Here is a 24,958-nt window from a genome sequence, read left to right as displayed (position 1 = left end):
GCGTGCCACCCTGCCCCGTATATCGACAGCCTTCCGTCCAGGCGCCCCGGGCTGATGTCCTAAAGCGGCGCGCCAAACCGCACATAGCGGATAGCGCGGCGGTGATAGGTATAGGCAATGTGCAGCACCCCGTCCGCGCCCGGCAGGATCGACGGATAGGACAGCTCGCGGTTCACTCCGGCGGCCGAGTTGTTGGACAGGGCATGGCCCGATCCATCGTCGATCTTGACCAGGATCGGAAAAGTCGCGCCATTGTCTTCGGACAGCGCCAGCACCATCGGGGCGCGGGGAACGCCCCAGATCGCCTTCGGTCCCTCGGTCACCGCCCGCACCTCGGCCTCGCCCTCGATCTCATCGTAAAGCGAGGCGCGGCGGGCGTCGGATTGGGCAGCACTGATCGGGTTCAGGACCATGGCAATACGGCCATCGGCAAGGCGGATCGCCTGAACCGAGGAGTTGTTGTTGGGCAGGTCGGTTGGCTGCGGCGCGCTCCAGGTCAGACCACCGTCGGTGGAAAGGCTGCGCCTGACCCACCGGGCGTAGCGGTCGCGGTAGAAGGCGGGCATCACGCCTTCCTTGGGCGCGACCGGGTTCATGTGGACCGCCCCAAGGCTGTCCGGAACCTCGACCGCTTGCCATGTCTGGCCATGGTCCCGAGAGACCAGCATGACCGCGCTGTCGATATCGCCGGTCCAGCGCCCGGCGCTGGGGGTGATGCAACGAAAGCCGGGCAAAAGCCATTCCCCCGCCGGACCAAGCTGGACGGGCTGGCGGACAAAGACACCGCGAAAGTCTCCAATGCGGCGGGCGGGGCCGAAACTGTCGCCCCCGTCGCGCGACACGCGGGCGACGATCTCGCATTCGTCCTGACGGCCGCCCGGCTGACTGGTGTGAAAAAGCCAGACCGCGCCACCCGGGGCCGTGAACAGAACCGGGTTCTGTTCGGACCTTGCCGGATCATCCGACAGGCGGCGGGCGGCGGTCCAGCCGTCCGGGCCAAGGGTGGACATAAAGACGGAAATATCCCCCATCCCCTCCATCGTGCCGCCGAACCAGACACAGGCAAGGCGACCGTCGGGCAGAAAATGCAGGTTCGCGGCATGATTCTGCACCATGGGCGAGGGGAGGAAGGCATCGGCCCGGCCTGAGGGCGCATGATGCAACCGACCATCCATCGCGGCCTCAACCTCGGCTGTCGACAACTCTCTTTCGGGGAAGGCGGACATTGCAAACCTGTGCGTTTGGGTAGGAGAAGATCATAAGTTGTCAAGTTGCTTGTCAAGAGAGGATCAGCGGCGGAAACAAGGATGAAGCTCAAAATACTCTGTTTTTATTGGCAATATTTTTCCTGCGGGGTCATGGCTATCCGCCAGGGGTCAGTCCAACTTGTCAGGTCAGAAATAACAAGTTGACAGGCCTGTCACACGGCAGTCTGTTTAGACAGAGTGGCGAGGGCCGGGCAACGGCTGCGAAAGCTTTTCGGGAGGAAGACATGGAATACTCAGCGAACAAGGCGCGGACAGGCATCAGCCGCCGCAGCCTGATGCAATTCGGGATCGGTTCAGCCGTGGCGGTTGCGGCCTTTGGCCCCGGCGCGCGAATCGTGATGGCACAAGAGGGCCAGGTCTTGAAGGCGATCAACCCCGCCTTCAATCAGGACTGGTCGCCCCTGCGCGGTGGTGGCGTGCCGTTCCGCTGGAACTCGTTCTGGAACGGCAGCGCGATGTATTTCAACGACAAGGGCGAGATTCAGCCCTATGTCCTGACTGAATGGGCGCCAAACGCCGATTTCACGGTGTGGACCTTGAAGGTCAGCCCGGACGCGAAATTCGCCGATGGTTCGGCGATCACGGCGGCGGACGTCAAGGGCAGCTGGGAGCTGTCGGCGATGCCCTCGACCAAGAACCAGCGGGTCGATCAGGTGCTGTCTGGCGTTGCGGGCTACGGCGCGGTCAAGGACGGTACGGCGACCGACATCTCGGGCATCGTGGCGGGCGAGGGGGAACTTGTCGTGACGCTGGCCGGGCCGGATCCGATCTTCTTCCAGCGGCTTGCCAACCACATCGCGCCGATCGTCAAGGTCTCGGTCGCGCGCGGCGCGGATGGCAACGAGGTTGCGGACTGGTTCCTGGGTGCAAATGGCGCGACCTCGGGGCCATTCATGATGGAAAGCGTCGATCTGGATGCAGGCAGCGTTGTCTGGGTGCCGAACCCGAATTTCTTCGGACCGGCACCAAAGCTGGCGCGGATCGAGCTGACGGCGGTCGAAGACAACGTGACCGCAACGCAGATGCTGAAATCCGGCGAATTTCAGGCGCATACGGAACTTGTCACCTCAACCATGGTGCTGGACCTGGGGGCCGATTTTGCCGGCGGGCCGACGATCCCCACAAGCCAGCACTTCTGGTTCAACGCCACCCGCGCACCGATGGACGACCCCAAGGTCCGCGAGGCGCTGATCCTTGCGGTGGACCGTGACGGGTTGATCAAGGCCAGCTTCCCGGATGGTCCGCACCAGAAGACCGACACGGTGATGAACTCGGTTCCCGGTGAGGATGACGCGGCATTCACGCCCTATCCGTTCGATCCCGAAGCGGCAAAGGCAGCGCTGGCGGCCTCCAGCTACGGCGGGCCGGAGAAGCTGCCGAAGATCATGTTTGTCGGCATCTCCAGCCCGGCGAACGAGGCGGCGGCGCAGTATATTGCGGAACAGTGGCGGCAGAACCTTGGGATTTCGGCTGTGGACATGAAACCGCAGCAGGACCAGTATTCCGGCCCCGACCAGAACGCGATCCAGATCTTCCGCGACGATGTGGGAACCCGGGTTCCGGATGCGCCCAGCTATCTGGCAGGGTCGATTGCTTCAGGGTCGGGCAATGCCCAGGGCAAGATGGGCGGCTACAAGAACGATGCCGTTGACGCCCTGATCGCCGAGGCGCTGGCCCTGCCCGCCGACGACCCGGCCCGCGTCGCCAAGGCGCAGGAAGCGCAGCGGATCTTCCGCGACGACTTCATGTTCATCCCCTGGTACAAGCAGACGATGAGCCGCTGGGCGACCGCGAATGTGACAGGGATGGAAAAGAACCTGGACTGGCAAGTGGTTGCGCCCTGGGCCGTCTCCATCGTCTGACCTGACAACACAATGGCGGGGCGGGGGCTGGTCCCCTGCCCCGTTTTCACCTTTGAAAGCGTCTCATGCTTGCCCATGTCCTTCGCCGTCTGATTGTCTGGGTGCCTTCGGTGCTTCTGGTGATGTTGGGGGTCTATGCGCTGGCCTTTTATGGCGCCGGCGATCCGATCAAGCTGATCTTCCTGCGTGCGCCCGGCGACGTCGCCTATGATCCGGTGAAGATCGAGGCGATCCGGGTCGAAGCCGGGCTGGACCGGCCTTTTCTGGTGCAGTTCTTCAGCTACATCGGAAACCTGCTGCAAGGCAATTTCGGCAACTCGCTGACCTCGGGCCGGTCGGTCTGGGCGATGGTCTCGGCGGCGGCGCCAGTGTCGGGGGCGCTGGGGCTGATGACGATCTTGGTGACCGCGCTGGTCGCGGTGCCGCTGGGGATGGTGGCGGGGCTGCGGCAGAACTCGCGGCTGGATTACTTCATCCTCGGGACGGCGGTGGCCCTGTGGGCGATCCCGGCCTATGTGGCGGGGCCGCTTCTTATGGTGCTTCTGCTGATGGTGCTGCCCGATGGCGCGGTGCCTTATGGCTGGGGCGGCATCTTCAGCGTCAAGCTGATCCTGCCTCTCATCGTGCTGTCGTTCCAGCCCATCGCGCTGATCCTGCGCCAGACGAGGGCGGCGGTGATCGAGGTGATGAGCGAGGATTACGTCAGGACCGCCCGCGCCAAGGGCGTGCCGGAAATCGTCGTGGCCCTGCGCCACATCCTGCGCCCCGTGCTGACGCCGGTGGTCACGCAACTGGGGCTGATCATGATCACCATCGTCAACGGCGCGATCTTCGTCGAACTGGTGTTCGGCCTGCCCGGGCTTGGCCGTCTGACCGTGCAGGCGCTGATCAACAACGATTACCCGGTGATCCTTGCGGTCACGCTGATCGGGTCGTTCCTGGTCATGGCGTCGAACCTGCTGGTCGATCTTCTCTATCCGCTGCTCGACCCCCGCGCAGCTGATGTGAAGGGATCCTGAAATGGCGATGATCGACATCGAGGACCGGCCTTCAAGCCTTTGGCGCGATGCCTGGCGGCGTTTGCGGCGCAACCGTCTGGCGGTGGCGGGGCTGGTGATCATCGCGGCGCTGGTGGTGGTGGCGGTCTTTGGCCCGTGGTTGTCGCCCTATGATTTCCTGTCGCAGAACCTGGATCTGCGGAACCAGCCACCTTCCGCGCAGCACTGGCTGGGAACTGATGACCTTGGCCGCGACGTGATGTCCCGCCTGATCTATGGCGCGCGGACGGCGTTCATGGTGGCGGTGGGTGTGACGGTGGTTGCCGTGCTGATCGGTGTGGTGCTGGGGTCCATCGCGGGGTTTTACGGCGGCTGGTTTGACCGCTTCGTGATGTGGTTCACCGACATCACCATGTCCGTGCCGCAGCTTCTGCTGGTCGTGGTGATCAACGCAAGCCTGAAGCAGCCGATCAGCCTGTGGATGGAAGCGCGCTACATGGAGACGCTGAACCCGATCTGGCGCAACTCGCAGATCATTGATTTCGTTTTGGTTTTCGGGGCGATGGCACTGATCACCTGGCCGCCCTATGCGCGGCTGGTGCGCGCGCAGGTGCTGTCGGTGCGGCGGCGACCCTATGTCACTGCGGCGCGGGCGATGGGGCTGACCAACCGGCTGATCCTGACGCGCTATGTCCTGCCGAACGCGATGGGGCCGCTGATCGTGGCTGTATCTGCGGGGTTGGGGACGGCGATGGTTCTGGAATCGGCGTTTTCCTTCCTTGGCGTGGGGGTCACCCCGCCAACCCCAAGCTGGGGCAACATGATTTCCGACGGCTTGCGCGTCTGGACCAATTATCCGCACCTTCTGGCCGCCCCTGCGGCGGTGCTGGCGGTGGTGACCGTGGCGTTCAACTTCCTTGGCGACGGGCTGAACGACGCACTGAACCCGAAGGGGCAGAAATGACCTTGCTGGAGATCAAGGGCCTGACCATCGACATTGCCCGCGACAGCGGTCCGGCGCGGGTGGTGGACGGCATCGACCTGAGCGTGACGGAAGGCGAAAGCCTTGGCATCGTCGGAGAATCAGGCTGCGGCAAGTCCCTGACCATGATGTCACTGGTCGGCCTGTTGCCGAACCGTATTCGCGCGACGGGGGGTAAGGCGCTGTTTGGCGGGCGCGACCTGCTGAAACTGTCGGCAAAAGAACTGCGGAAGGTGCGGGGGTCGGAAATCGGCTTCATCTTCCAGGATCCGATGACCAGCCTCAACCCGGTGATCCGCGTCGGCGACCAGATCGCCGAGGCGCTGGTCTACCAAAAGGGTATGACCAAGGCAGCGGCGAAGGCGCAGGCGGTGGAACTGCTGGCGCTCGTCGGCATCCCGGCACCGGAGGAGCGGGCAAATGCCTGGCCGCATGAGCTTTCTGGCGGCATGCGCCAGCGGGTGATGATCGCGATGGGGCTGGCGGGCAACCCGAAGATGCTGATCGCGGATGAGCCGACAACGGCCTTGGACGTGACCATCCAGGCGCAGATCGTGGACCTTGTGCGTGAGTTGAAGGACCGGCTGAAAATGTCGGTCGTCTGGATCACCCATGACCTTGCGCTGATCGCCGGTCTCGCCGACCGGATCGCCGTCCTTTACGCGGGAACCGTGGTCGAGGATGCCCCGGTTGAGGCGATCTTTGACCGGCCCACGCATCCCTATACCCGCGCACTTCTTGGGTCATTGCCCACGCTGGCAGGCGCTGCGATGGAGCGGTTGCCTTCGATCCCCGGCACCCCACCCGAACCGGGACGGCGCCCGCCCGGCTGCCCCTTTGCGCCGCGCTGCGGTTTCGTGCAGCCGTCGTGCAGCCAGTCGGTGCCGAAGTTGCAGGCGATGCCGGGCGACAGGCGGCACAAGGTCGCCTGTCCTGTGGTGCTGGAGGGCGTGGCATGACGGCACTTCTGGAAATCCGCGGGCTGGCGAAACGCTATGACATCCGTCTGGGCGCGTTTGGCGAAAAGCAGGCCGTCGTTCGCGCGCTGGACGATTTCACCGCCGATATCATCGAAGGCGAGACGCTGAGCCTTGTCGGCGAATCCGGCTGCGGCAAGTCGACCACGGGGTTCGCCATCCTGAACCTGCAACGCCCCTCGGCCGGGTCGGTGCGCTACAAGGGGCAGGACATCGCAGGCCTTGACGAAGACGCGATGCGCCCTTTGCGGCGTGACTTGCAGATCGTGTTCCAAGACCCCTATTCGACGTTGAACCCAAGGATGACGATCGGCGAGGCTTTGGCGGAACCGATCCGCTTCCATGGCCTTGCCCCGAAAGCGGAAATCCCGGCACGCGTCACGCGGCTTCTGGAAGACGTGGGCATGACACCCCGCTTTGCCAACCGCTACCCGCATGAACTTTCCGGCGGGCAAAGGCAGCGGGTGGCGATTGCCCGCGCGCTGGCCTGTCAGCCCCGGTTCATCGTCTGCGACGAGGCGATCTCGGCGCTTGATGTGTCAGTGCAGGCGCAGATCCTGAACCTGCTTCTGGACCTGCAACAGAAATACGGGCTGACCTATCTTTTCATCGCGCATGATCTGGCGGTGGTGCGGCATATCAGCGACCGGGTCGGCGTGATGTATCTGGGGCGGCTGGCGGAACTGGCGCCGTCTTCGGCCCTGTTCGCCGAGCCGCTGCACCCCTACACCCGCGCGCTTTTGTCAGCGGTGCCAGAACCGAACCCACGCGCGCCACGGAACCGGCAGCGGCTGGTGGGCGAGGTTCCCTCGCCCCTGAACCCGCCGACCGGGTGCCGCTTTCACCCGCGCTGTCCACTGGCGCGCGACATCTGCAAGACCTCGGTTCCCGACTGGCGCGAGGTGGGGCCAAGCCACCACGTCGCCTGCCACGCGGTCACGGGACCGGGACGGACAAACTGGGAAGGACCGGCATGACCCTGCCTATCGGCATCACCATGGGCGACCCGGCAGGGGTCGGACCTGAAATCATCGTCAAGTCTCTGGCGGCAATGTCGCCCGAGGCGCGGCGGGGTTATCGCATCTTCGGCAATGCGGACAGTCTTGCAGCCGCGGAAAAGGTGCTGGGGACGGGACTGGATCTGGCCGCACTTGACCTGCACCAGACCCATATTCCGGGCGGCGTCATCCCCTTCGGCAGGCTTGACGAACGCGGGGGCGAGGCCTGTTTTCGCTTTATCGAGGCTGCCGTGCGGCAGGCCGAGGCGGGCAAGATCGCCGGGATCGTCACCGCCCCGATCAACAAGGCGGCGCTGAACGCGGCGGGGCATCACTACGACGGGCATACCGGCATGCTGGCGGCCCTGACCGGGGCGAAGTCCAGCTTCATGTTGCTGACCTCGGAACGGCTGAACGTGATCCATGTCTCGACCCATGTTTCCTTGAAAGGTGCCATCGACCGGGCGCGAACCGAGCGGATTCTGGCGGCGATCCGAGCCGGGCATCAGCAATTCCTGCGGCTTGGGATGACCCCGCGTATCGCGGTGGCGGGGTTGAACCCGCATTGCGGCGAGGGCGGCCTTTTCGGCGATGAGGATGACACCCAGATCGCCCCGGCGGTTGCCGCCGCCCGGGCCGAGGGGATCGACGCGCACGGCCCGGTGCCTGCGGATACCGTGTTTCACCGCGCCTATGAAGGCGGCTTTGACCTGATCGTCGCGCAGTATCACGACCAGGGGCATATCCCGATCAAGCTGGTGGCCTTCGACACGGCGGTGAACGTCAGCCTTGGCCTGCCGATCGACCGCTGTTCGGTCGATCACGGCACCGCCTTCGACATCGCGGGCAAGGGCATCGCGAAGAACGTCAACCTGGACCATGCGCTTGGCTATGCCCGCCGCATGGCCGCAACCCGGAGACCGACATGATCAGCGGTGTCTTTTGTGCCTCGACGACGCCGCTGAACGCGGACCTGTCGCCCGACCTTGGGGCCTTCACCGCCCATGCCAAGGCGCTGATCGCCGATGGCTGCGACGGGATCGCGCTGCTTGGCACGACAGGCGAGGCGAACTCGTTTTCACTGGCAGAGCGGCGGTCGATCCTTGAGGCTGGCGTGGGGGCCGTGGGGGCCGGGCGGCTGATGCCCGGCACCGGGGTCAACGCCTTGCCGGAAACCGTCGAACTGACCCGCCATGCCCTGTCGCTGGGGGTCACCCGGGTAGTGATGCTGCCGCCCAGCTACTACAAGGGCGTCAGTGACGAGGGCCTGTTTCGCGCCTATGCGCATGTTATTGAAACCATTGGCGATAGCCGTCTTCAGCTGGTTCTCTATCACATCCCGCAAGTGTCCAGCGTACCGATCAGCCATGAGTTGATCGAGCGGCTGGTGACGGCCTTTCCGCAAACGGTGGTGGGCATCAAGGACTCGGCCGGCAAGATCGAGAACATGTCCGCGATGATCGCCCGTTTCCCGGGCTTTGCCGTTCTGGCAGGGGCGGACCCTCTGCTTCTGCCGCTGCTGGGCATGGGCGGTGCGGGCTGCATTACCGCAACCTCCAACCTTGTGGCCGACAGCCTTGCCACGGTCTTTCGCCACCACGCCGACCCCAGCCGCAAGGCCGAGGTAGAGGCGGCGCAGGCGCGGATCAATGCGTTCCGCGACCTCTCCAACTCCTACACCCAGATCCCGGCGATCAAGGCGATGGTCGCCTACCGCCACGGCGCAGCACTCTGGACCCGGACGCGCCCGCCGCTGGTGGGCCTGACCCCCGCCGAACTGGACGATCTGAAACACCGGTTGACCGCCATCGGTGCCAGCGTGAAGGACTTTGCCGCATGACCGACCTCTTTCGCCCCTTGCGTATCCATCAGCCCCGCCGGGTGGAGTTCGGCACCGGCACGGCGGCCGAAGTCGGGGCCTGGGCCAGGGCCGAAGGCTTCCAGCGCGTCCTTGTGCTGACGCAGCGCTCGATGGCCGGGCGCGTGGCAGCGCTTGACCTGCCAGGGGCGGTGTCGGTGTTCGACGGAGTGCAGCCGGAACCCGATACCGACAATCTGGCGCTGGCGCTGGAGGCTGCGAAAGCCGCCGCGCCCGATCTTGTGGTCGGCTTCGGTGGCGGGTCGGTGATGGATCTGGCAAAGCTGGTGACGGTCTTGCGCGGTCCGCAGGTGCTGGCCGAGATCATCGGCCCGAACAGGGTGGCCAGGCGGCAGAACGCACTGGCGCTGGTGCCGACAACCGCCGGAACCGGGTCCGAGGCGGGTATTCGGGCGCTGGTGACAGACGCCGCGACCGGCATGAAGGTGGCGGTCGAAAGCCCGCACCTTCTGGCCGACATGGTGGCGATGGACCCCGGGCTGACCAAGACCCTGCCGCCCGCCGTGACCGCCGCCACCGGCATCGACGCGATGGCGCATTGCGTGGAGGCTTTCACAAACCGCAAGTCGCACCCCCTGATCGACAGCTATGCCGTGATGGGGATCGAGCTTGTCGCCCGCCATCTTCCCCGGGCCGTCGCCGATGGCGCGGATGCCGAGGCACGGGCCGGGCTGTTGCTGGCGGCCTATTACGGCGGCATCTGCCTTGGGCCGGTCAATACCGCCGCAGGGCATGCGCTGGCCTATCCCCTTGGCACGCGGCTGAAGCTGCCGCATGGGCTGGCAAATGCGATCATCTTTCCGCATGTGCTGGCCTTCAACGCCCCGGTTGTGCCGGAAAAGACCGCCCGGATCGCAGGGATGCTGGGTTTGCAGGGTGACCTGCTGACGGCCGCAAGCGCCTGGTGTGCGCGGCTTGGCGTGACGATGCGGCTGCGCGACAATGGCGCCACCGAAGCGCAGCTTGCAGGGTGGGCGGTCGAGGCCCATGCCATCCGCCGCCTGATGGACAACAACCCGCGCGACATGTCGGTCACAGAGGTCGAGGCGATCTATCGCGCGGCTTTCTAGCGCCCCGGATCAGCGCGCCGAAAGATCGAGAAGCCGACCCTCGAACAGGCGATCGCGTGAGCCTGTGACATGGCTCAGCATCGTCTCGCGCGCGGCTTCGGCCTGCCCGGTGCGGATCGCGTCGAAGATGGCGTTATGTTCGTCCAGCACATGATCCAGACCGCCGCGCACCGATTGCAGCGACAGGCCATGGAACTTCATCCCGACAGCGATGTGGTCCTTCAGCGCCCGCATCGACGTTTCAAAATACTGATTGTTCGACGCCGAGGTGATGGCAAGGTGAAATCCGAAATCCGCATCCTCGCGGTGGCTGCGACGTTGGGTGGCATCCCGCAAGAAGCCCAGAAACTTGGCGATCTCGGCCAGTTGCCCCTCGCTGTGGCGGGTGGCGGCCAGGGCAGCGGCGGCAGGCTCGATGGTCAGGCGGAATTCATAGCAGCGTTGCAGGTCGGCAATGGTTTCAACAGGCTGAAAAGCCAGGGACTTCGGCTCGCCCGGAGCGGCGACATAGCTGCCCGACCCCTGACGCGAGATCACCAGCCCCTCGCCACGCAGGCGCTTGAGCGCGGCGCGGATCACCGGGCGCGAGACGTCGAACTGCCGGGCAAGGTCGTTTTCTCCCGGAAGGCGCGCGCCGTCCGGATACTGGCCGTCGATGATGGCCCGGCGCACGCGGTCATGCACGACATCGGCCAGCAACATCGAGCGCGGGGCCGATACAAGGGGCGGGTCGCTGGGGTCAAGCGATGAGGAACCTGTCAGAGGCATGGTTGTCCTTCCTTGCGGTGCGCTGCTTGCCACAACGCCAGAAGCGTGTCTGGCGGCCCGAAGCCACCCGATTTCGTAATAAGCGCAGGAAACCCGGGGCAGTCGAGCGCCTCGCACAGCGGCAGTCCGGGCAGCACCTCACCACGGACGCGCAGCACTCCGACGCCAGCCGCCCGAAGCAGCGCGGCCGCAGTCTCGCCGCCGCATGCAACCAGCGTCGTCAGGCCCCCGACAAGGTCAAGGACACCCTCGGCAAGTCGGGACGACACCTGCGAGGACGCAGCGCCCTGCCCCTGTGTCGCAACGACAAGCAAGTCGGAAAACCCAAGTCGGTCAGGAACGACACCATCGGGGGCCGAAAGGCACAAAAGGTCGCCCTTTCTTGCCAGCAAGTCCACCTGGGCAAGCGTGATCGGGTCGCGCGAGCCGATACAGTAGCCGACCGGTCCCGCAGGCATCGCAGCCACGCCCCCCCCTCGCCCGGGGAAAGACTGGCGGGCCAAGGCCCCCGCAAGGCCACGCGCCCCGACAAGAAGCGTACCCGGCACTGCGGCCTGAACCATGGCATCCAGATCGGCCCCGGTGCGGGCATCCGGCCGGATGACACTTATGTCGCCCGGCAGATCCAGATCAACCGGAATGGGCGCGCCGACACCCTCGCCCTGAAGGCAACCATCAATCACGATCCGGCCAAGATCGGGGATGGCAGGGCAGACCAGAACCCGGGTCGCGCCCGTTACCCCGATCACGCCCAGAACCTCGGCCGAGATCTGCCCTTTCATGCGGGAGTCGATCTTTTTCATCCAGACCGTGTTCGGGCCAGCGTGCGGCTCCAGAGCGCGGGTTGCGGCCTCAGCACGGTTGTGCGCGGTCTCCGGGTCAAGCTCCCGGGTACCAATGTTGACTGACAAGACCTGAGGTTGCTGCGCAAGGGCTTGTGACAGGCTGCCAGCCGAGGTTGCGACCAGGCAATCCATGCCAAGACCCGCAAACGGCGCCACAGAATCCAGGGCTCCGGTCAGGTCGTCCGCGATGATAAAGGTCGCCAGACGAGGCATGATTCCTCCTTGGGCCAAGCTATATGCAGGACATGTAAAGCTGCAATGCATTTGTTACTTGAAGCCAATGGTGTCCCGCCTTGGTCTTGCGGCTCCGCCAGCGGCACCGGCCTTGCGAAAGCGTCGCTTCTGACAGTTCTGGGGGGGCAGCTTCCCCTTGCCCCCTGATACACCATTCGCTTGCCCTCCAGGGATTGACATGATTTGGATCGTTCCATAACAGTATTTGGAACGATCTAAATCGGGGGAATCATGCGCTGGGCATTGGTAGGGGCAAGCACGATCGCGGCGGAACATGTGATTGGCGCGCTTCGGGCTGCGGGCGAAGATGTGGCCCTTGTGCAAAGCTCTACGGTCGCCCGCGCAAGCGAGTTTGCCAAGGCACAGGGGATTGCGGGATATGCCACCGACCTTGGCGCCATCCTTTCCGATGAAGGGATCGGCGCGGTCTACATCTCGTCTACCAATGAAAAGCACCACGCCCAGGCTTTGGCAGCGATCGCGGCAGGCAAGCACGTCTTGTGCGAAAAACCCTTGGCGATGACGGTCGCCGAAGCCAGCGAAATGGTCGCTGCGGCCAAGGCAAGGGGCCTGGTCTTTGCCACCAACCACCACCTGCGCTGTTCGGGCAGCCACCGTGCCGTGCGAGGGCTGATCGCCAGCGGGCAGATCGGGCGGGTCTTGTCGCTGCGACTTTTCCACGCGGTGCATCTGCCGGGCCATTTGCAGGGCTGGCGGATCGACAATCCGGGCGCGGGGGGCGGGGTGATCCCCGACATCACCGTGCACGACGCCGACGTGGCACGGTTCCTGCTGGGCGAAGACCCGGTGTCGGTGGTGGCCGAGATGGTATCTTCCGGCATGGGTCAGGGGGTGGAAGACAGCGTGATGTCGGTCTGGACCATGCCGTCAGGCGCGATGGTGATGGCGCATGAAAGTTTCACGCATCCTTTCGCCGGGTCGGGGCTGGAGGTGCATGGCACCGAAGGCTCGATCTTCGCGACAGGTGTGATGACGCAGCGGCCGGTGGGCGAGATTGTCTTGATGGGAGACAAGGGGCGTGAGGTTGTCCCCTACCCCACCCACAATCTTTACGCCCAGGCGGTGACGGATTTCCTGTCAGCGGTCGCGGGCAAGGGCCGACCGGCGGCGGATGGGCGCGATGGGGTGGCCTCTCTGGCCGTGGCCTTGGCCGTGCGGACGGCGGCGCGGACAGGCGTTCGGCAAGCGGTGGATTACGGGGTGGCGGCATGACCAAGCTGGTTTCCCCTGCCGAGGCTGTGGCGCGCATCACGGATGGGGCGGTGGTCACAGTGTCCTCATCCTCGGCGCTTGGCTGCCCGGATCTGGTGCTGAAGGCGCTGGGGGAACGCTTCCGGGACACTGGCCATCCGCGCGGGCTGACCACGCTGCACCCGATTGCGGCGGGCGACATGTACGGGGTCAAGGGCATCGACTGGATTGCTCAGGACGGTCTTCTGGCGCGGGTGCTGGCGGGGTCTTATCCGTCGGGCAGTTCCAACCTGCCGATGCCGGAAATCTGGAAGATGGTGGTCGAGGACCGGGTGGCCGCCTATAACGTGCCATCGGGCATCATGTTCGACATGCACCGCGAGGCGGCGGCGCGGCGGCCGGGGGTCTTGACCAGGATCGGCCTCCAGACCTTTGTCGATCCGGTCCGCGAGGGTTGCGCGATGAACGATCGGGCCGCCGCTGACCCCATCGTATCACGGGTGGAATTTGGCGGCGAGACATGGCTGCATTTTCCCAACATCTGCCCCGATGTCTGCATCCTGCGCGCCACCACGGCCGATGAACGCGGCAACCTGACCTATGAGCATGAGGGCGCCTATCTGGGTGGCCTCGAGCAGGCGATTGCCACGCGCAATAACGGCGGGGTGGTGATTGCGCAGGTATCGCGCGTGACGGCCAAGGGGTCTTTGCGCCCGCATGATGTGCGGGTGCCGGGGCATCTGGTTGACCTGATCGTTCTGGACCCCGACCAGAAGCAGACCTGCGAGACGGTTTATGATCCGGCAATCTCGGGCCAGATCATGCGGCCTTGGTCAAGCTTTCATCTGGCTGAACATGGGGTCGAAAAGGTCATCGCACGCCGCGCCGCGATGGAGCTGCGGGCCGGGATGACGGCGAACCTTGGCTTCGGGATTTCGGCAATGGTGCCTCGCATCCTGCTGGAAGAAGGCCACCCCGAGGCCGTGACATGGGCCATCGAACAGGGGGCCGTGGGCGGCATGCCGCTGACCGGCTTTGCCTTTGGCTGTGCGTCCAATGCCGATGCCTTCGTGCCAAGCCCGCAGCAGTTTATCTATTTTCAGGGCGCAGGCTTTGACATGGCTTTCCTGTCCTTCATGGAGGTCGATGTTGAAGGCAACGTCAATGTCTCCAAGCTGGGAAAGAAGCCTTATCTGACAGCGGGTTGCGGCGGGTTTGTCGATATCACCGCCCATGCGCGCAAGATCGTGTTTTCTGGCTGGTTCGAGGCGGGGGCAGCGGTCGAATTGACCGCAGGCGGCTTGCGGGTGGCAAGCCCCGGCAAGTTCGCCAAGATGGTTGAGGCGGTGGAGCATGTCACCTTTTCCGGCGCCCGCGCGCGCGAACAGGGGCAAGAGGTGCTTTATGTGACGGAGCGCTGCGTGATCCGGCTGACGGAAAAGGGCCTTGTGGCGACCGAAATCATGCCGGGGATTGATCCGGGTCGTGATATCGTGGCGGCCTCGGGCGGGCGGGTGTCGGTGGCGGAAAACGCTGTAGTCATGCCGCTATCCTTGCTGTCGGAAGGCCCGATGGGGTGGCAGCCATGAGCGGGGTTCGTCTGCATATTGCTGGGGGCGTGGCCGAAATCAGGCTCGACAATCCGGCCAAGCTGAACTGCTTCACGGTGGAGATGCTGGCGCAGATGGCCGGGCATCTGGACCTTGTCGAGGGGCGCACAGAGGTGCGGGCGGTGGTGGTGACGGGCGAAGGCGACCGTGCCTTCTGTTCGGGTGCCGATATCAACGCCTGGGGCGATCTGCCCCCGGTGGAGTTCGCCCGCAATTGGGTGCGGGGCGGGCATCGGCTGTTCGACCGGCTGGCGCGGTTGGGCAAGCCGACGATTGCGGCGTTGAATGGCCATGCCTTCGGGGGCGGGCTGGAACTGGCAGCGGCCTGCGACATCCGGGTGATGGCGCCGGGGGCGACGCTTGCCCTGCCCGAGGCTGGCGTGGGCATCGTGCCGGGCTGGTCGGGAACGCAGCGGCTGGCGCGGTTGCTGCCCGAAGGGGTGGTCAAGGAGATGGCCCTTTTCGGGCGGCGGATCGGGGCCGACCGGGCGCTGGCCTGCGGCTTTGTGGCCGAGGTGGCGGTGGATGCCCGCACGGCGGCCCATGCGATTGCGGGCGGCGTGGCAGTGCTTTCGCCTCGGGCTGTGGAGGTCACCAAGGCAATGATCCATGCCGGGCTGGACGAGGACAGTGCCGCGATGATCGAGGCGCTGGGGTCGGCGGCGATTGCCGCAAGCCCGGACAAGGCCGAGGGTGTCGCCGCCTTCCGCGCCAAGCGCAAACCAGAATTTCCGGGAAACTGATGATGACTGACATGACGGTAATCCCCTCTATCGGTGCGGCGCTTCCTGCGGCGCCGTTCCACGCCCGCCACCTGATCGGCGGCGTCTGGATGGACAGCGCCGATGGAGCGGTCAGCGAGCGGATTTCGCCCTCGCACGGCGTGGTGGTCAGCCGCGCGGCGAAGGGTGGCGCGCCCGAGGCCGAGGCCGCGATTGCGGCGGCGCGGGCGGCCTTTGACGACGGGCGTTGGAGCGGACTGCCGGGCAAGGCGCGGGCGGCGGTGCTGCTTCGTGTGGCCGATCTGATCGAGGCCAATGTGGAGCGGATGGCGCTGCTGGAAACTCTGGAAAGTGGCAAGCCGATCAGCCAATCGCGCGGTGAGGTTGGCGGGGCGGCGGACCTTTGGCGCTATGCGGCCAGCCTTGCGCGGGGGGTGACGGGGGAAAGCCACAACGCGCTTGGGGGCGATATTCTGGCGGTCACTCTCAAAGAACCGATTGGCGTGGTCTCGATCATCACGCCGTGGAATTTTCCGTTCTGGATCCTGAGCCAGAAGCTGCCCTTTGCCCTTGCGGCGGGGTGCTGTTGCGTTGTGAAGCCGTCGGAGCTGACACCCTCGACCACCGTCATTCTGGGCGAGTTGCTGGCCAAGGCCGGGATGCCGGATGGCGTGGTCAACATCGTTCTCGGCTATGGCCAGCCGGTCGGTGCGGTTCTGGCGGCTGACCCAAGGGTGGATATGGTGACCTTCACCGGGTCAACCGGCGTAGGTCGGGCGATTGCGGCGGCGGCAAGCGGCACGCTGAAGAAGGTAGCGCTGGAACTGGGGGGCAAGAACCCTCAGGTCATTTTCCCCGATGCCGATCTGGAGAGTGCGGCGGATGCGGTGGTGTTCGGCGTCTATTTCAACGTCGGCCAGTGCTGCAACTCCAGCAGCCGGATCATCGTGCATGCGGACATTGCCGAGGCATTTACCGCCAAGGTGGTCGCGCTGTCGCGCAAGGTGGGTTTTGGCGATCCCTTGGACCCGGAAACACAGGTGGGCGCGATTGTTACGCCCGAGCATGGGGCGAAGATTGACGGTTATGTTACTGCGGCAAAGGCCGCAGGCGCAAAGGTCGTGCTGGGCGGTGCTGCGCTAAGCGTCCCCGGCCTTGGGGCGCAGTTCTATCAACCGACCGTGGTGACGGGGGTGACCCCCGACATGGCAATTGCGCGGGACGAGGTGTTTGGCCCGGTCCTGACGGTGCTGACCTTCCGCACGCTGGAGGAGGCTCTGGGGCTGGTCAATGACGCCGACTATGGCCTGAGCGCAGGGGTGTGGAGCGAGAATGTCCATACCTGCCTTGCCTTTGCGCGCGGGGCGCAGGCCGGGACGGTCTGGACGAATACCTGGATGGACGGCTTCCCCGAGGTGACCTTCGGGGGCGTCAAGCAATCGGGCCTTGGCCGCGAAATCGGGCGGCAGGGGCTGGAGGAGTTTCTGGAAACCAAATCGCTGGTGATGCGGATCGGCCGCACGCGGGCGATGTGGGTGAAGACGGCCTGACCCCTGACCGGGGCGGGAATGAATGACGACGCAAACCTTAGGGAGGATCTCATGCGTGGTATTGTAGGACGGAAGATGACGATGGTCGCGGCGCTGATGGCCACGACCGGAATGGCCGCCGCTGAAGACGTGGAAGTGCTGCACTGGTGGACCTCGGGCGGCGAGGCTGCTGCCCTGAACGTGCTGAAGGACGACCTTGGCACCAAGTCGATCGGCTGGGTCGACATGCCGGTGGCCGGTGGCGGCGGTGAGGCGGCAATGACCGCTCTGCGCGCCCGGGTCACCGCTGGCAACCCGCCGACGGCCGTGCAGATGCTGGGTTTCGACATCCTTGACTGGGCCGGCGAAGGTGCCTTGGGCGACCTGACCGACGTGGCGGCCGCCGAAGGCTGGGATGCCGTGGTGCCGGTGGCATTGCAGGGCTTCTCGAAATACGACGGCAAGTGGATTGCGGCGCCGGTGAATGTCCACTCCACCAACTGGGTCTGGATCAACAAGGCCGCGCTGGATGCAACCGGCCTTGGCGAGCCGACGACCTGGGAAGAACTGGTCGCCATCCTCGATGCAATGCAGGCCGCCGGGATCACCCCCTTGGCGCATGGCGGGCAGGCCTGGCAGGACGCGACGGTGTTTGATGCGGTTGTCCTCGGCCTTGGCACCGACTTCTACAAGGCCGCCTTCATCGACCTCGACCCTGAGGCGCTTGGCGGCGCGCAGATGGCCGAGGCCTTCGACCGGCTGATCAAGCTCAGCTCTTATGTCGACGAGAACTTCTCGGGCCGCGACTGGAACCTGGCCTCGTCCATGGTGATCAATGGCGAGGCGGGCATGCAGATGATGGGCGACTGGGCCAAGGGTGAGTTCGTGAATGCCGGCAAGGTTCCGGGCGCGGATTTCGTCTGCATCCGCTTCCCCGGCACGCAGGGTGCGGTCACCTTCAACTCCGACCAGTTCGCGATGTTCGGTGTGTCGGGTGAAGGCGCGGTTGCGGCGCAGGGGGCGATGGCCTCGGCGATCATGAACCCGGTGTTCCAGTCGGCGTTCAACGTGGTCAAGGGCTCGGCCCCGGCGCGGACGGACGTGCCGAACGATGCCTTTGACGATTGCGGCAAGAAGGCCATGGCCGACCTTGCGGCGGCCAACGACAGCGGCACGCTCTTCGGGTCGATGGCGCATGGCCATGCCGCCCCGGCCTCGGTCAAGAACGCGACCTATGACGTGATCACGGCGGCCTTCAACGGCGAATATGCCGATGGGACGGCAGCAGCAGCGGCTTTGGCCGACGCGGTTGCAGCTGCGCAGTAACCGTCAACTGGGGGGGCGGCCACGGTCGCCCCTCGCACCAAATTCCTTGAGTAAGGAATTTGTCAAAATCCTTGCTCAAGGATTTTGGCCGCCTGGACCCACGGGAGAACAAACATGGCCACTGACGCCGATTTCCGCACGCGCCTGCAAGACTGGCTGCCGCGCCTTGTGCTTGCACCGTCCTTCGCGGTGACGTTGCTTTTTGTCTACGGCTTCATCCTGTTCACCATCGTGCTGTCCTTCACCGGGTCAAAGATGCTGCCCCGCTTCACCTGGGTGGGGTTCGAGAACTACGAAAAGCTCTTTGCCCTGCCCGCCTGGAACACCGCGATCACCAATATCGCGATCTTTGCCAGCCTTTACATCGTCATATGCACCGTGATCGGCCTGATGCTGGCGATCTTCCTTGACCAGAAGATCCGGGGCGAGGGGATGCTGCGGCCGATCTACCTTTACCCGATGGCGCTGTCGTTCATTGTCACCGGGACGGCGTGGAAGTGGTTCCTTGACCCCGGCATCGGCTTGCAGAACATCATGCGGCAATGGGGGTGGGAAAGTTTCAGCTTCACCTGGATCAAGGACAGCGACATGGCGATCTATACGATCGTGCTGGCGGCTGTCTGGCAGACATCCGGTTTCGTGATGGCGATGTTTCTGGCGGGCCTGCGCGGGATCGACAACGAAATCCTGAAGGCGGCCCAGATCGACGGCGCGTCGAACTGGCAGCTTTACCGGCGGATCGTGATCCCGCTTCTGCGCCCCGCGTTCCTGTCGGCCTTCGTCATCCTGAGCCACCTTGCCATCAAGTCCTATGACCTTGTGGTTGCCCTGACCGGGGGCGGGCCGGGACGCGCGACGGAAATGCCCGCGACCTTCATGTATTCCTACACGTTCACGCGAAACCAGATGGGCATCGGCGCCTCTAGCGCCGTGATCATGCTGATGACCATCGCCGCCATCATGGTCCCCTACCTTTATGCCGAGCTGAAGGAGAAGAAGGCATGAGCGCCGCTTCGCAAGACACCGCTGTCAGCACGGGCCGCGTGACAAGGGCGTTCCTTTACCTCGTGCTGCTGCTGTTCGCCCTGTTCTATCTGTTGCCGCTTTACGTCATGGGCATCAATTCGGTGAAGCCCCTGGCCGAGATCACCGGCGGCAACATGATGGCCCTGCCCTCCACATGGACGCTGGACCCATGGCGCTCTGCCTGGTCCACCGCGCAGATCGGGGTCGAGCCTACGGGGCTGAAGCCCTACTTCCTCAACTCCATACTCATGGTGGTGCCTGCTGTTGTGATCTCGACCATTGTCGGGGCGCTGAACGGCTATGTGCTGACGAAATGGCGGTTCCGGGGCGATACCTGGGTCTTCGGGCTGATGCTGTTTTCCTGCTTCATCCCGTTCCAGATCGTGCTGATCCCGATGGCGGTGGTCCTGGGCAAGCTGGGGTTGGCGGGGTCGGTCTCGGGGCTGGTGCTGGTGCATGTGGTCTACGGGATCGGGTTCACCACGCTTTATTTCCGCAACTACTATGCCAGCTTTCCGACAGAACTGGTGCGGGCCGCAATGATCGACGGGGCGGGGTTCTTCCGCATCTTCTGGCGCATCCTGTTGCCCGTTTCCGGCCCGATCGCTGTCGTCAGCGTGATCTGGCAGTTCACCAATATCTGGAACGACTTCCTGTTCGGAGTCTCGTTCGGCGGCACCTCGCAGCCGATGACCGTGGCCTTGAACAACCTCGTCCAGTCCTCGACCGGCGTGAAGGAGTACAACGTCCACTTCGCGGGCGCGATCCTTGCCGCCCTTCCCACCCTGATCGTCTACATCGTCGCAGGCCGCTACTTCGTGCGCGGGCTGATGGCGGGCAGCGTGAAGGGCTAAGCCGACTGCCGGGCGGCTGGCACCGCCCGACAGTCTTGTTCAACCCAAAGCCCAGCAAAGCACGACAAAGGGCGAACGACTGGAAGGAACGACGAAATGAGGCGATTGTCCATATCGACAACGATGGCACTGATGCTTTCAACCGGGGCGGTTCTGGCCGAACCCTCGGTTGAGGTGATGCACTTCTGGACCTCGGGAGGCGAGGCTGCGGCCCTTGGCGCGGTGCGCGACAAGGTGGTCGCGGGCGGCGTGGCCTGGGCAGATGCACCCATTGCGGGCGGGGGAGGCGACGCCGCCAAGACCGCCTTGCAGGCCCGGATCGCCAGCGGCAACCCGCCGGCGGCGATGCTGATGCTGGGGCAGAACATCCTTGATTGGGCGGCCGAGGGGATGCTGGGCAATGTCGATGCGCTGGCAGCCCGGGAGGGTTGGGACGCGGCTCTGCCGCAGGCGGTGCAGGACTTCACCAAAGTCGATGGCCACTATGTCAGCGTGCCGACCAACGTTCACCGGACCGACATGATCTGGGCGTCCAAAGCCGCCTTTGACAAGATCGGCGCCCCCTATCCGACAACGTGGGAAGACCTGAACGCGCTGGCGCCAAGGTTCCTTGAGGCCGGGATCATCCCGCTGGCCCATGGCGGGCAGGCCTGGCAAGAGGCCTACATGTTCGAGGCCGTGGCGCTGGGGGTCGGCGGGGCCGAGCTCTACCGCAAGGCCTTGATCGAGCTGGACGATGCCACCCTGCGCGGGCCGGACATGGTCAAGGTCTTCGACCAGATGGCCGCCCTGCGCGGCATGGTGGATGACAACTTCTCCGGTCGTGACTGGAACCTTGCCAGCGCCATGGTGATCAACGGCGAGGCCGCGATGCAGATCATGGGCGACTGGGCGAAGGGCGAATTCACCAATGCCGGAAAGAGCCCCGGCGACGATTACGCCTGCATCCCGGTGCCAAAGTCGGCGGGGGATGGCTTCGTCTATCTCGTCAACTCGCTGTCGCTCTTCACGCAGGAAGACCCCGACATGATCAAGGGCCAGGAGGTACTGGCCAGTGCGATCATGGACCCTGAAGTTCAAGTGGCGTTCAACCTTGCCAAGGGCGCGATCCCGGCGCGGACGGACATAGACCTTGCGGCGATGGATGCCTGCGCTCAGGCCACCAGTGCAGCGCTTGCCACCAACGATGCGGGCGGGACGGCGGTGCCGACTTTTGCCGGCACCCACGCCGCAAATGCCTCGGTAGTGGGGGCGGCCACCGACGCGGTCACCACCTTCTTCAACTCGGACATGAGCGCCTCGGATGGTGCGACGGCCTTGGCTGACGCCATCGCGGCGGCCAAGTGATGCACCGGCCCCGCGCGACACACCTCCCGCCGCGCGGGGCCACATTGACCAAACCAAAAGACCGGAGCTGACCGATGGGCTTTCTCGATATCCGCAACGTCACCAAATCCTACGGGTCCGTGCAGGTCTTGCACCGCGTCGATGTGGCGGTGGAGGAAGGCGAGTTCCTTGTTCTTGTCGGCCCGTCCGGCTGCGGGAAATCCACGCTTCTCAACATGATCGCCGGGCTGGAGGTGATAACGGGTGGAGAGATCGCCATCAAGGGCCGGGTGATCAACGGGGTGCATCCGTCAAAGCGCAATATCGCGATGGTGTTCCAGTCTTACGCCTTGTATCCCAACATGACCGTTGGCCAGAACATGACCTTTGGCCTTGAAATGCACGGCGTGCCAAAGCCGGAACGCGATGTGGCGCTGGCGCGGGTGGCCAAGCTTTTGCAGATCGACCACCTTCTCGACCGCAAGCCCGGGCAGCTTTCGGGCGGCCAGCGGCAGCGGGTGGCGATGGGGCGGGCCTTGGTCAGGAACCCCGATGTGTTCCTGTTTGACGAGCCCCTGTCGAACCTTGACGCCAAGCTGCGCGTCGACATGCGCACGGAAATCAAGAAGCTGCACCAGACGCTGAAGACCACCATCGTCTATGTGACCCATGACCAGATCGAGGCGATGACCCTGTCCACCCGGATCGCGGTGATGAACAAGGGCCATGTCCAGCAGCTTGGCACTCCGAAGGAAATCTACGACACCCCGGCCAATGTCTTCGTGGCGACCTTCATGGGCAGCCCGGCGATGAACATCGTGCCGGCAACGGTGGTGATGGCAGGCGGTGTCCCCCATGCCGCCGTAGCCGATGCCGATGGCGCGGTGCGGCATCTGCGGTTCAGTCAGGCAAACCTTGGCGCTTGGGCGGGCATGCCGATCCTGCTGGGTATCCGGCCCGAAGCGATGACAGACCCCGAAGGCGCGGACCGCAAGTCGGGCAACATCGTCGCCTTTCCAAACCGGGTCGGCGTGACCGAGCCTGCGGGATCGGATACCTTCGTGACAATGCAGCTTTGCGGCAAGGATATTGTCGCGCGGATGCGGGCGGATGCAGAGGTCGCCCCCGGGCAGGTCTTTGACTTCGCGGTGAACATGGAAAAGGCTGTCGCCTTCGACCCCGCTACCGAGGAACGGATCGCGCCCTGATGCAGCCTGATGTTCTCATTATCGGGTCGGGCATGGGCGGGGCCACCCTCGCTGCGGCCCTTGCGCCCTCGGGTCGGCGGATCGTGATCCTTGAACGGGGTGAGCATTTGCCGGACACCGCCGAGGCGCGCGACCCCGATGCCATCTTCCGGCGCGGGCATTTCAGGCCGCCCGAGATGTGGCATGACGGTGAAGGCCGCCCGTTCAACCCCGGCAACTATGCTTTTGTCGGCGGCAATACCAAGTTCTACGGTGCGGTCCTTTTGCGCTACCGGGCCGAGGATTTCGCGCCCTTGCGCCACATTGGCGGGGTCACTCCGGGCTGGCCCATCGGATATGACACGCTGGAGCCGTGGTATAGCCGCGCCGAACAGCTTTACCGCGTGCGGGGTGATGTGGCGGGCGACCCGTCAGAGCCGCCCCACTCTGCCCCCTACCCGTTCCCGCCTGTGCCGGATGAGCCCGATATCGGCGCCCTGCGCCGGGCCTTCGCGGCGCAAGGGCTTCATGCCAGCGCCCTGCCCCTGGGCGTGGACCTTGACGCATGGCTGGCCCGCGCGCCCACCACATGGGACGCCTTTCCCGATACGACCGGTGCCAAGTCCGACGCCGAAAGCTGTGGGCTGGCCGAAGCCTTGCGCCATCCCAATGTCACGCTGCTGACCGGAACCAGGGTCGTGCGCCTTTTGTCCGAAGGCCGCCGGGTCACGGGGGTGGAGGTTGAACGAGCCGGCCAGCGCGAGGTGATGACCGCGCCCGTGGTCTGCCTTTGTGCCGGGGCGGTGATGTCGGCGGCGCTTTTGCTGGCGTCGGCCAATGGCGACCATCCAGGGGGGCTGGCCAACCGGTCCGATCAGGTGGGGCGGAACTTCATGAACCACAACCTGACGGGGATGGTGGCATGGAACCCCTTGCGCCGGAACCGGACGGTTTACGAAAAGACCATACAGGTCAATGATTTCTACCTGACCGGCGGGCCGCAAGGCGAACCCTTGGGCAATATCCAGATGCTGGGCCGGATCACCGGGCCGATCCTGGCCGGAGAGGCCGGGCTGCCCCTGTGGCTGGCGCGGCATGTGGCGGACCACTCGATACACATCATGGCCATGTCGGAAGACCTGCCCGACCCGGATAGTCGGGTGATGTGGAAAAACGGCGGGGTGGTGCTGGACTGGCGCAAGACCAACGTCAAGGCGCATGAGTTGCTGGTCAAACGGCTGACCCGCGCAATGCGCAAGGCAGGCTGGCCGATCGTAATGTCGCGGGGGTTTCCGAAGTCAAAGCCCAGCCACCAATGCGGCACCAACCGGATGGGCGCGGACCCCGCGGTCTCGGTGGTGGATGCAAACCTGCGCGCGCATGATCTGGATAACCTCTACATCATCGATGCCTCCGTCCTGCCGACCTCTGCCGCCGTGAACCCCTCGCTGACCATTGCCGCCCTTGCGCTGCGGGCGGGCGACCATATCGCAAAGGCCATGCCATGACTGCCCCCCTTGCCACCACCCCACTTGCCCTGATCACCGGAGGCCAGCAGGGCATCGGCCTTGGCATCGCCCGAACGCTTGCGGCGGCTGGCTGGCGGCTGGCACTGGTGTCACGATCGGCGCCTGAGGATGGCAGCGTCGCGGCGGCATTGGCCGAGCTTGGACCGGGCGCGCGCTATTTCCGGCACGATCTGGCGGATGTCGGGCGGATTCCCATACTGCTCGATACCGTCGAAAAGGCGATGGGGCCGATTACCGCCCTGGTGCAGAACGCGGGCGTCGCGGCCCGGGTGCGCGGCGACATGCTGGAGATCAGTCCTGAGAATTTCGACTGGATCATGGGCATCAACCTGCGCGGTGCGTTCTTTCTGGCGCAGGCGGTGGCCAAGGCCATGCTTGACGCCCCCGCTGATCACTACCGGTCGATCACCTTCATCACCTCGGTTTCGGCGCAGATGGCCAGCCCGGAACGGGCGGACTACTGCATATCGAAGGCCGCCGCCGCAATGGCTGCGCAGACGCTGGCCTTGCGGCTGGCACCGCACGGGATCGGCGTGTTCGAACTGCGCCCCGGCATCATCGAGACCGGCATGACGGCGGGCGTGAAGGACAAATACACCGCCCGGATCGAGGGCGGGCTGGTGCCTGCCGGGCGCTGGGGACAACCCGAAGATATCGGTCGTGCAGTCCTGCCACTGGTCACGGGGCAGATGAGCTTTGCCACCGGGGCGGTGATCCCCGTCGATGGCGGGCTGTCGATTGAAAGGCTTTGACGAA

22 protein-coding genes are annotated in these 24,958 nt (G+C 64.8%); 19 read left to right on the top strand and 3 right to left on the bottom strand.

The annotated features are described in order from the left end of the window. Positions 1-59 precede the first annotated feature (59 nt). Positions 60-1,226: an exo-alpha-sialidase gene (locus tag QUV21_RS00595; RefSeq protein ID WP_300852392.1), complete on the bottom strand. Its 1,167-nt coding sequence runs from the start codon at positions 1,224-1,226 to the stop codon at positions 60-62. Between the two features lie 266 nt (positions 1,227-1,492). On the opposite strand from QUV21_RS00595, the gene QUV21_RS00590 reads away from it, so the two are divergent. The 8 genes from QUV21_RS00590 to QUV21_RS00555 all read left to right on the top strand — a co-directional run bounded on the left by QUV21_RS00590 (position 1,493) and on the right by QUV21_RS00555 (position 10,034). Beyond that, the gene (locus tag QUV21_RS00590; RefSeq protein WP_300852390.1) at positions 1,493-3,130 is read left to right on the top strand and encodes an ABC transporter substrate-binding protein; all 1,638 of its coding nucleotides are present in this window, start codon (positions 1,493-1,495) and stop codon (positions 3,128-3,130) included. 65 nt (positions 3,131-3,195) lie between these two features. Further along, the gene (locus QUV21_RS00585) at positions 3,196-4,149 is read left to right on the top strand and encodes an ABC transporter permease (protein ID WP_300852389.1); all 954 of its coding nucleotides are present in this window, start codon (positions 3,196-3,198) and stop codon (positions 4,147-4,149) included. 1 nt (position 4,150) lies between these two features. After that, positions 4,151-5,092, top strand: a complete 942-nt coding sequence (locus QUV21_RS00580) for an ABC transporter permease (protein ID WP_300852387.1) — start codon at positions 4,151-4,153, stop codon at positions 5,090-5,092. Further along, on the top strand, positions 5,089-6,069 hold the full coding sequence (locus tag QUV21_RS00575) for an ABC transporter ATP-binding protein (RefSeq protein ID WP_300852386.1): 981 nt from the start codon (positions 5,089-5,091) through the stop codon (positions 6,067-6,069). Before QUV21_RS00580 ends, QUV21_RS00575 begins: the two co-directional genes overlap by 4 nt. Next, on the top strand, positions 6,066-7,064 hold the full coding sequence (locus tag QUV21_RS00570; protein WP_300852384.1) for an oligopeptide/dipeptide ABC transporter ATP-binding protein: 999 nt from the start codon (positions 6,066-6,068) through the stop codon (positions 7,062-7,064). The genes QUV21_RS00575 and QUV21_RS00570 overlap by 4 nt, the downstream gene beginning before the upstream one ends. Next, positions 7,061-8,014, top strand: coding sequence for a 4-hydroxythreonine-4-phosphate dehydrogenase PdxA (gene pdxA, locus QUV21_RS00565; protein ID WP_300852382.1), 954 nt, complete (start codon positions 7,061-7,063; stop codon positions 8,012-8,014). The genes QUV21_RS00570 and pdxA overlap by 4 nt, the downstream gene beginning before the upstream one ends. Then, a complete protein-coding gene (locus tag QUV21_RS00560; protein ID WP_300852380.1) occupies positions 8,011-8,925 on the top strand; it encodes a dihydrodipicolinate synthase family protein in 915 nt (304 codons plus the stop codon). The genes pdxA and QUV21_RS00560 overlap by 4 nt, the downstream gene beginning before the upstream one ends. Continuing rightward, the gene (locus QUV21_RS00555; protein WP_300852379.1) at positions 8,922-10,034 is read left to right on the top strand and encodes an iron-containing alcohol dehydrogenase; all 1,113 of its coding nucleotides are present in this window, start codon (positions 8,922-8,924) and stop codon (positions 10,032-10,034) included. The genes QUV21_RS00560 and QUV21_RS00555 overlap by 4 nt, the downstream gene beginning before the upstream one ends. A 9-nt stretch (positions 10,035-10,043) precedes the next feature. Here QUV21_RS00555 and QUV21_RS00550 read toward each other — a convergent pair whose 3' ends face one another. Further along, a complete protein-coding gene (locus QUV21_RS00550) occupies positions 10,044-10,802 on the bottom strand; it encodes a FadR/GntR family transcriptional regulator (protein WP_300852377.1) in 759 nt (252 codons plus the stop codon). Continuing rightward, complete coding sequence (locus QUV21_RS00545) at positions 10,793-11,860, bottom strand: four-carbon acid sugar kinase family protein (RefSeq protein ID WP_300852376.1); 1,068 nt, start codon at positions 11,858-11,860, stop codon at positions 10,793-10,795. Before QUV21_RS00545 ends, QUV21_RS00550 begins: the two co-directional genes overlap by 10 nt. 252 nt (positions 11,861-12,112) lie before the next feature. Between QUV21_RS00545 and QUV21_RS00540 the strand changes: the two genes are divergently transcribed. The 11 genes from QUV21_RS00540 (at position 12,113) to QUV21_RS00490 (ending at position 24,954) form a co-directional block, all read left to right on the top strand. Continuing rightward, the gene (locus QUV21_RS00540; RefSeq protein ID WP_300852375.1) at positions 12,113-13,114 is read left to right on the top strand and encodes a Gfo/Idh/MocA family oxidoreductase; all 1,002 of its coding nucleotides are present in this window, start codon (positions 12,113-12,115) and stop codon (positions 13,112-13,114) included. After that, positions 13,111-14,682 carry a CoA-transferase gene (locus tag QUV21_RS00535; RefSeq protein WP_300852374.1) on the top strand — a complete coding sequence of 524 codons (1,572 nt, stop codon included), beginning with the start codon at positions 13,111-13,113 and terminating at the stop codon, positions 14,680-14,682. The genes QUV21_RS00540 and QUV21_RS00535 overlap by 4 nt, the downstream gene beginning before the upstream one ends. Continuing rightward, a complete protein-coding gene (locus QUV21_RS00530; RefSeq protein WP_300852372.1) occupies positions 14,679-15,446 on the top strand; it encodes an enoyl-CoA hydratase/isomerase family protein in 768 nt (255 codons plus the stop codon). Before QUV21_RS00535 ends, QUV21_RS00530 begins: the two co-directional genes overlap by 4 nt. Continuing rightward, positions 15,446-16,975, top strand: coding sequence for an aldehyde dehydrogenase family protein (locus tag QUV21_RS00525; protein ID WP_300852371.1), 1,530 nt, complete (start codon positions 15,446-15,448; stop codon positions 16,973-16,975). The genes QUV21_RS00530 and QUV21_RS00525 overlap by 1 nt, the downstream gene beginning before the upstream one ends. 51 nt (positions 16,976-17,026) lie before the next feature. Further along, complete coding sequence (locus QUV21_RS00520) at positions 17,027-18,280, top strand: ABC transporter substrate-binding protein (RefSeq protein WP_300852369.1); 1,254 nt, start codon at positions 17,027-17,029, stop codon at positions 18,278-18,280. 114 nt (positions 18,281-18,394) lie between these two features. Further along, complete coding sequence (locus QUV21_RS00515; protein WP_300852367.1) at positions 18,395-19,285, top strand: sugar ABC transporter permease; 891 nt, start codon at positions 18,395-18,397, stop codon at positions 19,283-19,285. After that, positions 19,282-20,160, top strand: a complete 879-nt coding sequence (locus QUV21_RS00510; protein WP_300852366.1) for a carbohydrate ABC transporter permease — start codon at positions 19,282-19,284, stop codon at positions 20,158-20,160. Before QUV21_RS00515 ends, QUV21_RS00510 begins: the two co-directional genes overlap by 4 nt. 96 nt (positions 20,161-20,256) lie before the next feature. Next, positions 20,257-21,507 (top strand): ABC transporter substrate-binding protein, encoded by a 1,251-nt coding sequence (locus QUV21_RS00505; protein ID WP_300852364.1) that lies wholly within the window; start codon positions 20,257-20,259, stop codon positions 21,505-21,507. Positions 21,508-21,581: 74 nt separating this feature from the next. Then, positions 21,582-22,694 carry a sn-glycerol-3-phosphate ABC transporter ATP-binding protein UgpC gene (ugpC, locus tag QUV21_RS00500; RefSeq protein WP_300852362.1) on the top strand — a complete coding sequence of 371 codons (1,113 nt, stop codon included), beginning with the start codon at positions 21,582-21,584 and terminating at the stop codon, positions 22,692-22,694. Continuing rightward, positions 22,694-24,181, top strand: coding sequence for a GMC family oxidoreductase (locus QUV21_RS00495; RefSeq protein ID WP_300852361.1), 1,488 nt, complete (start codon positions 22,694-22,696; stop codon positions 24,179-24,181). Before ugpC ends, QUV21_RS00495 begins: the two co-directional genes overlap by 1 nt. Continuing rightward, complete coding sequence (locus tag QUV21_RS00490; RefSeq protein ID WP_300852359.1) at positions 24,178-24,954, top strand: 3-ketoacyl-ACP reductase; 777 nt, start codon at positions 24,178-24,180, stop codon at positions 24,952-24,954. The genes QUV21_RS00495 and QUV21_RS00490 overlap by 4 nt, the downstream gene beginning before the upstream one ends. Positions 24,955-24,958 lie beyond the last annotated feature (4 nt).

It is taken from the genome of Tabrizicola sp., assembly GCF_030373185.1.
Classification (GTDB): Bacteria; Pseudomonadota; Alphaproteobacteria; order Rhodobacterales; family Rhodobacteraceae; genus Tabrizicola.
Note: the sequence above shows the minus strand (reverse complement) of the source record. Positions and strands in the feature narration are given on the sequence as shown.